We start from the raw sequence: 14,185 nt of genomic DNA on the forward strand, positions 1-14,185 counted from the left end.
ATGCGAAGGCATCTTATTTCAGGGGCGTATCACTACCTTCATATCGATTGGAGGGCCTATCTGGGAGTTTTTCTTTTTAATACTTTTCCATTAATTCTTTTTTCAGGATTGATCCTTTTGATTAATACTTGTATCAGAAACAAATTCATTGCTTTGGGTATTTCTGTTTTAGCAGTATTTCTTCTCACCGGTCCGGCTTCCGGTAAAATACTTCCTTATCCTCTTTTCAGAATATTTTCAGATTTTAAAGGAGCTTACAGTGATTTTAACGGATATGGACCTTACGCTCTTGCTTTTACAGAAAGACTTGTATTTGGTACCGGAGTCATTGTCTTTCTTTGGGTGATCAATAGAATTTTCAGGACTAAAAAGCGCAGTCGTTTTATTGTTATTGCCGGCATACTTTTACTCTCTTCAGGGGTTTTTGCCGGTACATTTTTTATGAAAGGCTATATTCCTAAAAATGAAGGAAAAGCAGTTATAGAAGCTATCCGGTACGAAAAAGATTTTAAAAAATATGAAAACCTGCCACAGCCTGAAATTTCAGATGTTACCACCGAAATCAGACTGTATCCTTCAGAAAATGCATATGAGATCATTGGAAAATATACCTTAACGAACTTTACGGATCAGCTGGTCAATAAGATTCTCATTAATTTCAATCCTGATCTCAAATTGGAATCCGCTGCTCTTCTATCCGGCTCTGAAATTCTGAGAATTAATAAAAATATCTCTGAAATTGAATTAAAACAACCTTTACAACCCAATGGAAAAGCCCATCTTGAATTCAAACTCTCATATAAATGGTACGCCGTTAACGGGCATCAGTCTTTTAATGCCATCATAAAGAACGGCTCTTTTATGAGGATCAGCAGATATTATCCGGTGATCGGGTACCAGAAAACGGAAGAAATTCAGGATGAAAAACTGAGAAAAGAAAATCACCTCGGAAAGCTTAAGGAGATGAAAAAACCTGAGGCTCCTGAAGTTTCTAAAAAGGATTTTATCAATTTAAATATGACCATTTCTACGGAAAGTGGCCAGACCGCGATAGGTACCGGAGATCTGGTCAGAAAATGGACAAAGTCAGGGCGCAGCTATTTTCAGTACAAGGCAGAAGATATTCCGTTCCGGTTTGCTGTTTCTTCAGGAGATTATGAAGTAAAAAGTACGAGCTATAAAGGAATTAAAGTTCAGGTTTTCTATCACAAAAACCATTTCGAAAATGCAGATCATCTCCTTGAAAATGTAAAAATCACATTGGATTACTGTACGAAAAACTTCGGAAAATATCCCTTCAAAACAATCAATTTTGCTGAAATTTCATCTTTTACCAGAGGTTTTGCTGCAACTGCTTATCCATCTGCTGTTTTTATGCCTGAAGATATGATTTTCCATGCCAATATTCATGCTGATAAGAAGCAGGATGTCATCAATGAACTTGCCGGGCATGAGCTTTCCCATCTGTGGTGGGGAAATAATCAGATTGATCCCGATGACAGGAAAGGTGCGGTAATGCTTACCGAAACACTCGCTATGTACACAGAAATGATGCTGTACAAAAAAATGCATGGTAAAGAAAAAATGATGGAAAGAATAAAAATGCACCAGCAAATTTACGAAAGTGAAAAAGGTTTTTCTGAAAATGTTCCAATTTATAAAGTAACAGGAGACGCCACGCATATATCTTATTCTAAAGGGGCTGTAGCTATGGTAAAATTGAGTGATCTGATCGGGGAAGAAAAAGTGAATAAAGCATTAAAAAGCTTTCTACAGAACAATAAATACCCAAAGAAACCCTCCTCTCTTGATCTGCTCAATGAGTTCTATAAAGTATGTCCTAATGAAACCGCAAGAAAGCAGGTTGATATATTATTTAAAACAATATAAATCATTCATCAACCAACTATTTATTCAAAATCATACGCAAACATCTGCTCAATCTGCTAAATCTGCGAGAAAATATTTTTAATCACTCGCAGATTGAGCAGATTGAGCAGATTTCTTTTTACCCATGCTTTATAGATAATAATGTATTGTAACAATTTTTAAACAAATATCAGAAAACACAATAGGTCAGATTATTTTTTACTTCTATTCATAAATCAAAATAAATCCCTCAATTTGAGGGATTTATTATATCTAAAGATTAATCTTAAGCTTCAGCTGAAGGGTTCTGATCTGCGGCAGGTTTTTCACCTTCCGGTCTTGCATTCTCTGGTCTGGCCGGTCTTTCAGGTCTTCCTTGTCCTTCTTGTCTTGGTTTTCCTTCAGGTTTTGGAGGTCTTGGTAAAAGCACTTTTCTTGAAAGTTTCATTTTCTTACGGTCATCATAACCCATGAACTTCACTTCTACTTCATCCCCTTCTGCATAAGGAACTTTGTCTAAACGAGACCATTCGATTTCAGAAATGTGAAGAAGTCCTTCAGTACCTTTTGCAATCGCTACGAAAGCTCCGAAATCCATTACTTTCACAACTTTTCCTTTGTAAACCTCTCCTACGACAGGAACAAAAGTGATTTCATTGATCTTGGCAACAGCAGCATTGATTTTCTCTCTGTCTGTACCGGCAATTTCGATACGTCCGATCTCACCGATCTCTTCGATAGCAATTACCGTATCCGTATCTTTCTGCATCTGCTGAATGATTTTTCCACCAGGCCCGATTACTGCACCAATGAAGTCTTTGGAGATCTCCATAACTACCATTTTCGGAGCGTGAGGCTTCACATCTGCTCTTGGTTCAGCGATTGTTTCTGTGATTTTATTCAGAATGTGTAATCTTCCGTCTTTAGCCTGCATCAAAGCTTTTTCCATGATGTCCATAGAAAGTCCCTGGATTTTGATATCCATCTGGCAGGCAGTGATACCGTCTTCAGTACCAGTAACTTTAAAGTCCATATCTCCAAGGTGATCTTCATCTCCTAAGATATCGGAAAGTACCGTGAATTTTCCTGATTTTGTATCGGTAATAAGTCCCATTGCAATACCAGAAACAGGTTTTGTAATCTGTACACCTGCATCCATCAGAGCTAACGTTCCTGCACAAACTGTTGCCATTGAAGACGAACCGTTTGATTCAAGGATATCGGAAACAATTCTGATAGTATATGGGTTTTCTTCAGGGATAACAGCCTGTAATGCTCTCTGGGCAAGGTTTCCGTGTCCTACTTCTCTTCTTGAAGTTCCTCTTAAAGGTCTTGCTTCACCGGTTGAGAACGGAGGGAAGTTATAGTGCAGGAAGAATTTTTCGTCGTGTTGAGAAATAACGCTGTCCACCATGTTGGCATCTTTTACAGAACCTAGTGTTACAGCAGTCAGAGACTGGGTTTCCCCTCTTGTAAATACGGCAGAACCGTGAGCTCCAGGAAGATAATCGATTTCTGACCAGATCGGACGGATCGTCTGAGGATCACGGCCATCAAGACGGATGTTGTCTTCAAGGATCATCTGACGCATTGCTTCTTTCTCTACATCATGATAATATACTTTTACGAAAGGTGTTACTCTCTCCAGTTCTTCCACATTATCTACATACTGTGCTAAAAATTCATCAAGAACTGCTTTGAACTTTTCGTGTCTTTCTTCTTTTCCGGATGGAGTTTTTGCCACTTCATATACTTTATCGTAGCATTCTTTCCAAACTTTCTCACGAATAGCTTCGTCGTGAGTTTCGTGGCTGTATTCTCTTTTCGGGAAAGCTTTACCTACTTTTTCAGCTAATCTTTCCTGAGCTTCAATTTGTTTTTTAATTTCAGCATGACCGAAGATGATTGCTTCAAGCATTTCCTGCTCAGAAATTTCTTTCATCTCCCCTTCCACCATTACAATAGAATCTTTGGTTGCTCCTACCATAATGTCAAGCTCTGAATTTTTCAGTTCTTCATAGCTAGGATTGATGGCCAGTTTACCGTCGAATCTTACCACTCTTACTTCAGACATTGGCCCGTTGAAAGGAATATCGGTAATAGCAATGGCTGCAGAAGCTGCCAAACCTGCTAAATCATCAGGAATTGTTTTTCCGTCATAAGAAATTAAAGAGATCATTACCTGAACTTCAGCATGGAAGTCTTCAGGGAAAAGCGGACGTAGAACCCTGTCTACCAAACGCATCGTTAAAATCTCCTGATCGGAAGGTCTTGCTTCTCTACGGAAGAAATTCCCTGGAATTCTTCCACCTGCATAGAATTTTTCTCTGTAATCTACCGTTAATGGTAAAAAATCTACACCAGGATTTGCTTCTTTATTGGCTACAACTGTTGCTAAAAGCATCGTTCCACCCATTTTTACTACAACAGATCCATCAGCCTGCTTAGCCAATTTCCCCGTTTCAATAGTGATTTCTCTGCCGTCTGCAAGAGTAATCGTTTCTGTAAACGCTTGAGGTACACTCATAAATTTGTCGTCTTAATACTCCGTATTGAGTATGAATTAATATTTAAACTCTTTAAATTTTCGTGTGCAAAGGTACTATATAATAATGAAATATTAAATTTTCAGCCCGAGAAATAGCATGCCGGACCCTAACATAATTCCCTTTACCTAGTATTAAAGCATTAAAAGTTATTCTGACAGTATTTCTGTATTTAACAGATTTCTTTAAATGAAACGGTTGTCATTTTAAACCTTGTATTTCATTATTCATAACAAGCAAAATAAAAAATCACCTTTAATGATCAATTGTTTAAAGCTGATTACAAAGTATAAACGGGCTGAGCCAAAGTTTTTTAACAAAATCGATCATAGAGTCCGGTCATTTTTCGTATTATTGTCTCAAAATAAGTAAATAATATTTTTTATCTTTTATGAAAAATAATTATTTATAGAAAAATACCCGAAAAGTTGCAGAAAACCGGCCTCAGCCTTATATTTGCTTGCTTCTCAAAATATATGCAGCAGAACGAAAACAACTGAAAGAGCTAATCATTCTTTTTCAAAATAAATAAATGTTTATGATCAATAAAGAAGTAACACAGAGCAGGAATTATACGGTTCCTTTAATCACAATCACTTTGCTCTTTTTTATGTGGGGATTCATCACCTGTATGAATGACATCCTGATCCCCTATCTGAAACAGCTTTTCAAACTCACTTTTTTCGAATCGATGCTGGTACAGTTTTGCTTTTTCGGAGCTTACTTTATCGGTTCCCTGATCTATTTCCTGATCTCTATTTCAAAAGGAGATCCTATTAACAAAGCAGGTTACAAGAAAGGAATCATCTTCGGGATTTTCCTGGCAGCTTTGGGCTGTGTCTTATTTTATCCGGCCGCCACTTTTTCTTATTATCCTCTGTTTTTGGGGGCTCTGTTTATTCTCGGACTGGGTTTTACCGTGCTTCAGATCACAGCAAATGCTTATGTATCCTTGCTGGGCAGTGAAGAATCTGCCTCCAGCCGTCTGAATATGACCCAGGCTTTCAATGCGTTCGGAACAACCATTGCCCCGGTACTTGGCGGACATTTGATCTTTGAGTTTTTCTCATCGCCTGACGGTTCATTCAGTGCCGTGGCCACCAGAATTCCTTACCTGATCTTTGCAGGTATTCTACTATTGGTTGCTTTACTGATTTCCAGAGTAAAACTGCCCTCTTTCCAGACCCAGGAAGAAGAAGTTGTAAAAGGATGGGGAGCCCTCCAGTTCAGCCACCTGAAATTTGGAGTTTTTGCCATGTTCTGCTACGTAGGCGGAGAAGTAGCTGTAGGAAGCTTTATCATCAGCTTTCTGGAACAGCCTCAAATTATGGGCTTTAACGAAATTATCAGCAAAAATTATCTTTCTCTGTATTGGGGTGGCGCCATGATCGGGCGTTTTCTTGGGGCTATTTCTTTAAACCAGTCACTAAGCCAGGGCAAAAAGGCCATATATATGTTGGGGGCAGCTGCTGCTGTTTTCCTTGTGATTTTCAGCATTGTAGATCTAAGCTTTGCCCAGATCAGTTTCTTCATAGCTTTTATTGTACTTAATTTTATCGCTTTCTTTATCGGAAAAGCAGCTCCGGCAAGAACCTTATCTATTTTTGCAGCAGTGAATGTGGCGCTTCTCATTTCAGCAATGGTAAATCATGGTGAGCTGGCGATGTACAGTATTTTGGGAATCGGAATTTTTAATTCCATTATGTTTTCGAATATTTATACGCTGGCTATTTCAGGATTGGGCAAATATACCAGCCAGGGATCTTCTTTGGTGGTAATGGCTATACTGGGAGGTGCTATTGTTCCTATTTTCCAGGGCTACCTTGCAGATCAGGTGGGTGTACAGCATTCATTTATCATTCCTGTGTTCTGCTATCTGGTGATTCTGATCTTTGGAGCATATTGCAGTAAATATTTAGGCCATGTTGAAAGCACTGAAGCGAAATCGGGACACTAGATTTTAAAACAACATTTTAATCAATCATATAAAGTGAGATGTTTCAGAACGTCTCACTTTTTGTTTTAAATCCGGAAATGTAACTTTTATACTGGATCATATACTTATCGGATAATCAATACCTTTTGCAATGAAGATTCAGTTACAGCTTGAGTATTTTGCCTTTTTACTGTTGGGAATATTGGCTTTCGAACAAACAGGGCTTTCATGGTGGTGGTATGCCGGGTTGTTTCTGGCTCCGGATATTTCCATGCTTGGATATACCGTCAATAATAAAACGGGAGCATTTTTCTATAACTTATTTCATCATCTTGGGCTGGCTGTTCTGATCTATCTTGCCGGAACTTATCTTTCTCTTCCTTACCTTCAGATGGCAGGCGCCATTTTGTTTGCCCATTCGGCATTTGACAGGTTGCTGGGCTATGGACTGAAATATCCGGACAGTTTCCAGAATACCCATCTGGGAAAAATTGGAAAAGAAAAGAAATAAGGATACAAAAAAAGCAGCTTCTTTCGAAACCGCTTTATCTTGACAATCTTTGTAGATTATTTTCTTAAACCTAGTTCAGCGATGATCGCTCTGTATCTTGCGATATCTTTATTTTTAAGGTAATCTAGTAAACTTTTTCTCTTACCTACCAATTTCACTAGAGATCTCTCTGTGTTGAAATCGTGACGGTTAGCCTTTAAATGCTGAGATAAGTGATTGATTCTGTAAGTGAAAAGAGCAACTTGTCCTTCAGCACTTCCTGTGTCTGTTGCAGATTTTCCATGTTTTGCGAAAATTTCCTGCTTTTTTCTGTTGTTAAGTACATTCCAATATTGTTTAATGATTATTATGTAACGGGTGCAAAATTACAACTATTTTTTAACTCAGCCAAACATTATTGATTTCGTGTATCAAAATTAATAGAAAAAAATGTTAAAAAATTCTTAATAAATTATGCGTCATCCGACGAAAAGGCAGTAATTTTGCATACGGATTACACAATGAAAAAATTTATATTCTTTACAGCGTTCAGCACTTTTTTATTAGTCGGTGTCATTTCAGTGAAAGCACAGAGAAATGCAGACAGTAAAACAAAAAAATCCTATACTTCAATCCCGAGGTAGAACCTGATATTGAAGAAATCAAAGAGCCTACCAACCTCGCTTTTTTCAGTGCTGTATCCGATAACTTCAGCGGAAGGAAGAATAAAATGCTCAGAGCTGAAGTACAGATTCCTTTCGATCATGTGGAAAAACAAGCTATCACCGATTACTGTGTCAATAATGATGCAGATTTTGCCATTGTTCCAAAAGTAAGATATTTCAAAGTCGGGATCGGTAAATATGTATTTTCCAATCAGGTGGTGGTCAGCATGAAGCTTTTTGACGCAAGCGGAAACCTGATTACAGAAGCCGATTATGATACCTACCGCAAAAATATGCGCCTCCTCGGCTCTACCGTAAATTCTATTAAAATAGGCACTGACGGGGCAATAAAAGACATCCTGAAAAAACTCAGAAAGCTTAAGCCTTCGGTTGAAGCGGAGTTATAGGGTGAGGCTGGCGGCTTGATGATTCGTTATTTATCAATAATCAATATTCTAGTGTGAATGGTCAATTTTGCTGCGCAGGTCAATGGTCAATTGGGGCTGCTTATAAAGTTTACGACTGACTTTCGCTATTTATCAATAATCAATGTTCTAGCTGTGAATGATCAATTTTGCTGCGCAGGTCAATGGTCAGTTGGGCCTGCTTATAAAGTTTACGATTGACTTTCGCTATTTATCAATAATCAATATTCTGGCGTGAATGGTCAGTTTTGCTTCGCAGGTCAATGGTCAATTGGGGTTGTGTAAAAAAATTCACCATTGACTTTTCACTATTCACATTTTACTTATTTTCCAATAAAAGCCAAAAACCTCTAAACACCCTGATTATTAGATCAATATTTTCATCATACGGTGAATAATTAAATATTTTTTATTATTTTAGTTATGCAAATTAAAACTTATATAATATGAAAAATTTAAAGAAACTCAACAGAGATCAGCAAAGACAGATCAACGGTGGCGCAATCAACAAATGCAGCCTTACAAGACCTTGCAGTATCGGATGGTGCTGTGACGGCGTTTGTAAAGAATATGCCTGTATAGAGCCTTAACTTAATAATGATTAAGCTATGAAAAATCTTAAAAAGCTCACCAGAAAAGAACAAAAGACGATCAAAGGAGGAATCATCCAAACGTGCCGGGATCATTCCCAGTGCGATTTCGGAGAATGCTGCGAGGGAAAAATGTGTGTTCCTTCTCCCTTCCCATTATGTGGACCTATTCTCGAATAATATAGGTTTTATGAATTAAAATTTAATTTTTGAACATCCGCTCCGGCGGGTGTTTTTTTGTTTCAAAAGAATATTATAAAGTATTTACAGTTTAATTGATCCTTAATTTTACCGCTTTCCTTCATAGTCTTAAATATTTGAATTATTTTTGCATATCCAAAAAATTTCACGTTTTGAATTCCAGAGACGAACTTATCTTTAATCCTGCCGATATTGCCGAAACTCTTAGCAACCTTCCTGCTGATGAGAGGCTTCTGGCATTTTTAAAAGTTCCGAAAGAGTACAAAGCAGAAGTTTTTTCCCATCTTGATCCTGATTTTCAGGAAGAAACCATCAGAAGTATCGGAAGCGAGGAAGTTTCTGAAATTCTGAACGGAATGACACCGGATGACAGGACATCACTTTTTGAGGATTTCCCGGACGAACTGATCAAATATTCGATCAATCATCTTAATCCGCAGGAAAGAAGGATCGCCCTGAAGCTTCTAGGCTATGATTCAGATTCCATCGCCCGTCTGATGACCCCTTACTACATCCAAATCCGTAAAGAGTGGACCGTAAAAAGATGTCTGCAGCAGATTAAAAAAGTAGGTAAAAGAGTGGAAACCATGAACCATCTTTACGTGGTGGATGAAAGAAACCGCCTGATTGATGATATTGCGTTGGGAAGCTTACTTTTAGCCGAAGAAGATACACTGATCTCAGATATTACCGACAATCATTTCGTAGCGATTACCACCACTACTTCCAAAGAAGACGCAGTAACCTACTTTGAAAAATACGACAGAACTGCCCTTCCCATTATAACAGAAGCCGGTGTTCTTGTAGGTATCGTAACCATTGATGATATCCTTGACCAGATTGAGCAGCAGAATACAGAAGATATCCAGAAATTCGGGGGTCTTGAAGCGCTGGATGATCCTTATACCCAAACGTCCCTGATGGAAATGGTGAAAAAAGAGGAACATGGCTGATTATTCTTTTCTTTTCCGAAATGCTTACCGCCTCTGCAATGGGTTATTTTGAGGATGAAATTCAAAAAGCGGTAGTTCTGGCTCTGTTTGTCCCTCTTATTATTTCCAGTGGAGGAAATTCCGGTTCCCAGGCAGCAACCCTTATTATCAGGGCTATGGCACTTCAGGAAATTGGTCTTAAAGACTGGTGGTACGTCATGAAAAAGGAAATCTTTACCGGATTATTCCTGGGCGGTATTCTTGGAGCCATTGGTTTTTTAAGAATCCTGATCTGGCACAAAATAGGACTTTTTAATTATGGAGTGTACTGGCCTTATGTAGGTTTAAGTGTAGCTGTTTCCCTGGTTCTGATCGTCCTTTGGGGAACACTTTCCGGTTCTATGGTTCCTTTCATCCTTAAAAAACTGAAACTTGACCCTGCTACTTCTTCTGCCCCGTTTGTAGCAACCCTGGTGGACGTTACCGGTCTCATTATTTATTTTTCCGTTGCAGGACTTTTCCTGACAGGAAAACTTTTGTAATTTAGGCAGACAAAGTCTGAATATGAAAGTTGTTTCTCTAGTCCCCTCTATCACAGAGGCATTATTTGATCTTGGCCTTACTGAAAATGAAGTTGTCGGAAGGACCAAATTCTGCATCCACCCTGAAGGTAAAGTAAAAAGCGTCCCCGTTATCGGCGGCACAAAAAACATCAATATTGATAAAATTAAATCTCTTAAACCGGATCTTATCCTAGCCAATAAGGAAGAGAATATCAAAGAACAGGTGGAAGCACTGATGGAAGACTATAAAGTTTTAGTAACGAATGTGGAGACCATTGAAGATAATTATTACCTGCTTAAAAACCTCGGAAATATCTTTAATAAAGAAGAACGGGCACAACAGTTCAATCTTAAGATTTACGATGTTCTGGAACAGGCCAAACTTGAATCACCCACAGTAAAAACAGCTTACCTCATCTGGAAGAATCCTTATATGACCATCGGTTCGGACACTTTTATCCATAAGATTTTAACAGAAATAGGCTTTGATAATATTTTTAAAGATAAAACCCGCTACCCTGAAATTAAAATGGAAGATCTTGCCGATGCAGATGTAATTATGCTTTCTTCCGAACCATTCCCCTTCAAAGAAAAACATATTGAGGAAATGAAAGCATTTTACCCTGATAAAAAGATTATGATCGTAGATGGTGAAGCTTTTTCCTGGTATGGAACTCATCTCGCAAAATGCGAGGATTATTTCAAAGAATTATTGGCGGAAATTCATGCAATGCAACGGTAATCTTTTTAAACGAGGCAAAAGATTTTAAACACTTAAGAGTATTAAGTTTATTATAGAGCGCAGAGAAAGAGCACTTAAGTTTACTGAAATCAAAGATTTTCATTTTCTAACGACAGAAATTTGTCGGATCAAAATTCCCCTCCTCCGGAGGGGTGGCAAAAATTCAAAGAATTTTTGACGGGGTGGTAAAAAAACTTCAACCAATCTCAACTGGTGGCTTCTAGTGCCTCAGCCACCAGATGGATTTTATACTACAGCTAATTACTCAATCCTAAGCCAATAAAAAGGCTCCGATCTTTGATCGGAGCTGATATTTATATTTTAAATTGAAATTCAATTACAAAATCTTGGAAACTTCATTACAAAGCCATTCCAGCAATTCGCGATCCTCTTTTGTGAACGGATCCACAGTATGGGAATCAATATCGATCTGGCCGATATTCTGGCCGTCCTTGAAGATAGGAACTACGATCTCAGCTTTTGTATCAATGGAACAGCTTAGGTAATTGCTTTCCTGGTGAACATCCGGAACTACGAAGGTCTCATTGGAAACAGCAACCTGTCCGCAGATTCCTTTTCCGTAAGGGATAATGGTATGATCTGTAGGAGCTCCCACGTAAGGACCTAATTTCAGTTCATCCTTGTCTCCGTTCTTAAAGTAGAAACCGGTCCAGTTGAAGTAAGAAATTTCCTGATCCAAAAGGTGGCAAACTTTCTCAAGCTTTTCCTCTGTATTATGTTTGGGACTTTCAAGAATGAAAGAAAGCCTTTTTTTTATTTCTGACATTTTATTTGTTTTTTAGGAGAATTGTTTGAAGGAAAGCTCTTCTTTATAGCCGAACATTCCACGTTCTTTTATCATTTCTGCAACGCCGTCAGGAACCTGATTTTCCCAGCCTTTAACGCAGCATGCAATTTTTCTTAAAATTTCTCTTGAATAGATTTCCAGGAACTCCGGGTTGTGATTCGTAATATCTACAATACGGTTATTGTGCTTGAAATATTTGTAAAGTTCTTTCAGATTCTCTTCCACTTTAAGATTCGAAGAATCCAGCAATTCATGGGTTTCAGGATCTTTGTACGGATAAAGGTATACTCTCATTCCGTTTCTGAAGAACTTTCCGAACGCTTCCAGAATCCCTCCCGAAAGATCTTTATAGTATTTTTCGTCAAATACCATCAGAAGGTTATTTACTCCCATGGCAACTCCTATATCTCCGGTGGTGTAGGATGCAAAATAATCGATCAGCCTGTAATATTCCGAGAAGTTTGAAATGATAACGGTGTAGCCTAGTTTGCCCAGAATATCCACCCTGTCCATAAAGTCTCTTTCATCGATATCTCCATCTGCCCTAAGGTTTGAAATTGTAATTTCAATAAGCACTTCTGTTTCTTCATGGGTACAGGTAGCATCTTTCTGAAACATTTCAAGACCGTTTTTAAGCATGTCGATATTCACTTTCGTTACCGGCCTGAAGCTTCCTCTTACCGCGAATATGTTTTTTTTGTATAAAACATCGGCAGGCAGCATATTACTTCCCTGAGAATTAAAAATTACCGCATCTGTCATTCCGTGCTTCACAAGCTGCAGAGACATCAATCGGTTATCAACATAGTCAAAAGCAGGTCCGCTGAAGTCGATCATGTCAATTTCGAGCCCGTCTTTTGCAATGTCGTCGTATAAAGATTCAATTAAAGTTCTTGGATTATCGTAGTAATGAAAAGCTCCGAATATAAGGTTTACCCCGAGGTTTCCTAAAGTTTCCTGCTGCAAGGTAGCATCATTTTCGTTAAACTTTACGTGAATAACAATCTCATTGTAATCTTCGTTTTCTTTTGTCTGGAAACGGATTCCTACCCAGCCGTGGCCTTTCAGTGTTTTGTCAAAATTAATCGTCGTTACCGTATTCGCATAAGAGAAAAATTTTCTGTTCGGATTATTTTCTCTGGAAATCCTTTCTTCAATCAATGCAACTTCATATCGGAGCATTTTACGAAGACGGTTCTGGGTAACATACCGGTTTTTGACCTCTTTTCCATAAATGGCATCACTAAAATCTTTGTCGTAAGCAGACATCGCCTTAGCAATTGTACCGGAAGCCCCTCCTGCTCTAAAAAAATGACGAACAGTCTCCTGCCCTGCTCCAATCTCTGCGAAAGTACCATAAATAGTAGGATCTAGATTAATTGTTAATGCTTTTTGTTTAGGAGTTAGTTTCTGATACATTAGGACGTGAAATTTTTCGTAAATTTACCAAAATTAAACCAACCTCAAAAGAAAATGAAGTTGAAATTTTTAGGAACCGGTACTTCCCAAGGTGTACCCGTTATAGGCTGTACTTGCGAAGTATGTACCTCCGAAAATCCCAAAGACAAACGCTTCCGCTCCTCCGTAATGATTACTACAGAGGAAAGCCGGAAAATACTGATCGACTGCGGGCCGGATTTCAGGCAACAGATGCTTCTTAATCACGAACACAACGTTGATATCACTCTTCTTACCCACGAACACAACGACCATGTGATCGGGCTTGACGATATGCGCCCACTGATCTTTAAAAGCGGAAAAGATATGCTCATTTATTGCTATCAAAGGGTTGGTCATGAGATTAAAAAACGTTTTCCTTATGCTTTCACCGATGTAAGATATCCGGGAGCACCTGCTTTTGAGCTTCATGAAATTGAAAACAAACCTTTTCAGGTTCTGGATACGGAAATTACCCCTGTTGAAGTGATTCATTATAAAATTACGGTCTTCGGATATAAGTTTAAAAACATGGCTTATATTACCGATGCCAATTTCATTTCAGATACGGAAAAAGAAAAGCTAAAGAACCTGGATGTGCTGATCCTGCCCTGCATCCGGAAATTTGATCCGCATCCCGCCCATTTTATTCTTCCGGATGTGATTGCCCTGTTTAAGGAGCTTCGGCCTAAAAAATTATTTCTAACCCACATCAGCCATCATCTCGGGCTGCATGATATTGAAGATAAGGAGCTTCCGGAAGGAATGCATCTGGCCTACGATGGTCTGGAAATAGAATTTTAAAATTTTTCCTTCAAAAAGCTTTTGAACATTAAAAAAAGTTTCTATATTTGCACACCAATTTAACACTAGCCCAGGTGGCGGAATTGGTAGACGCGCTGGTCTCAAACACCAGTTCTTAGGAGTACCGGTTCGATCCCGGTCCTGGGTACAGAAAACCTCTGAAATCTTTTTGATTCT

12 protein-coding genes, 1 tRNA gene and 1 pseudogene are annotated in these 14,185 nt (G+C 38.5%); 10 read left to right on the forward strand and 4 right to left on the reverse strand.

What is annotated here, in order from left to right; genetic code table 11:
• Complete coding sequence (locus N4G44_RS19770) at window positions 1–1,890, forward strand: M1 family aminopeptidase (RefSeq protein WP_474929287.1); 1,890 nt, start codon at window positions 1–3, stop codon at window positions 1,888–1,890.
• A 265-nt stretch (window positions 1,891–2,155) separates the two neighbouring features.
• On the opposite strand, the gene N4G44_RS19775 is transcribed toward N4G44_RS19770, so the two are convergent.
• Entirely contained in the window at window positions 2,156–4,396 is a 2,241-nt protein-coding gene (locus N4G44_RS19775) for a polyribonucleotide nucleotidyltransferase (RefSeq protein ID WP_474929290.1), read from the reverse strand.
• 557 nt (window positions 4,397–4,953) lie between these two features.
• On the opposite strand from N4G44_RS19775, the gene N4G44_RS19780 reads away from it, so the two are divergent.
• Entirely contained in the window at window positions 4,954–6,372 is a 1,419-nt protein-coding gene (locus tag N4G44_RS19780) for a sugar MFS transporter (protein WP_474929292.1), read from the forward strand.
• Window positions 6,373–6,502: 130 nt separating this feature from the next.
• Window positions 6,503–6,862, forward strand: a complete 360-nt coding sequence (locus N4G44_RS19785; protein ID WP_474929294.1) for a DUF4260 domain-containing protein — start codon at window positions 6,503–6,505, stop codon at window positions 6,860–6,862.
• A gap of 56 nt (window positions 6,863–6,918) precedes the next feature.
• On the opposite strand, the gene rpsO is transcribed toward N4G44_RS19785, so the two are convergent.
• Window positions 6,919–7,203: a 30S ribosomal protein S15 gene (gene rpsO / locus N4G44_RS19790; RefSeq protein WP_474930108.1), complete on the reverse strand. Its 285-nt coding sequence runs from the start codon at window positions 7,201–7,203 to the stop codon at window positions 6,919–6,921.
• Window positions 7,204–7,571: 368 nt separating this feature from the next.
• On the opposite strand from rpsO, the gene N4G44_RS19795 reads away from it, so the two are divergent.
• From N4G44_RS19795 to N4G44_RS19815, 5 genes and pseudogenes are all read left to right on the forward strand, one after another.
• Window positions 7,572–7,913 carry a hypothetical protein gene (locus tag N4G44_RS19795; protein WP_474929296.1) on the forward strand — a complete coding sequence of 114 codons (342 nt, stop codon included), beginning with the start codon at window positions 7,572–7,574 and terminating at the stop codon, window positions 7,911–7,913.
• 464 nt (window positions 7,914–8,377) lie between these two features.
• A complete protein-coding gene (locus N4G44_RS19800) occupies window positions 8,378–8,521 on the forward strand; it encodes a bacteriocin-like protein (protein ID WP_474929299.1) in 144 nt (47 codons plus the stop codon).
• 18 nt (window positions 8,522–8,539) lie between these two features.
• Window positions 8,540–8,701 (forward strand): bacteriocin-like protein, encoded by a 162-nt coding sequence (locus tag N4G44_RS19805; RefSeq protein WP_474929300.1) that lies wholly within the window; start codon window positions 8,540–8,542, stop codon window positions 8,699–8,701.
• 173 nt (window positions 8,702–8,874) lie between these two features.
• Window positions 8,875–10,196, forward strand: a pseudogene (mgtE, locus tag N4G44_RS19810) (magnesium transporter).
• Between the two features lie 22 nt (window positions 10,197–10,218).
• Entirely contained in the window at window positions 10,219–10,959 is a 741-nt protein-coding gene (locus N4G44_RS19815; protein WP_474929302.1) for an ABC transporter substrate-binding protein, read from the forward strand.
• A gap of 337 nt (window positions 10,960–11,296) precedes the next feature.
• Here N4G44_RS19815 and N4G44_RS19820 read toward each other — a convergent pair whose 3' ends face one another.
• Entirely contained in the window at window positions 11,297–11,746 is a 450-nt protein-coding gene (locus tag N4G44_RS19820; protein WP_474929305.1) for a GAF domain-containing protein, read from the reverse strand.
• Between the two features lie 12 nt (window positions 11,747–11,758).
• Entirely contained in the window at window positions 11,759–13,186 is a 1,428-nt protein-coding gene (locus tag N4G44_RS19825; protein ID WP_474929307.1) for a TonB-dependent receptor, read from the reverse strand.
• Window positions 13,187–13,240: 54 nt separating this feature from the next.
• On the opposite strand from N4G44_RS19825, the gene N4G44_RS19830 reads away from it, so the two are divergent.
• Together N4G44_RS19830 and N4G44_RS19835 are read left to right on the forward strand one after the other, a co-directional pair.
• Window positions 13,241–14,008 carry an MBL fold metallo-hydrolase gene (locus N4G44_RS19830; protein WP_474929309.1) on the forward strand — a complete coding sequence of 256 codons (768 nt, stop codon included), beginning with the start codon at window positions 13,241–13,243 and terminating at the stop codon, window positions 14,006–14,008.
• 68 nt (window positions 14,009–14,076) lie between these two features.
• Window positions 14,077–14,156 (forward strand) — tRNA-Leu (locus tag N4G44_RS19835).
• Window positions 14,157–14,185: the final 29 nt, after the last annotated feature.

The sequence above is a fragment of the Chryseobacterium sp. GTID13 genome (assembly GCF_056172655.1).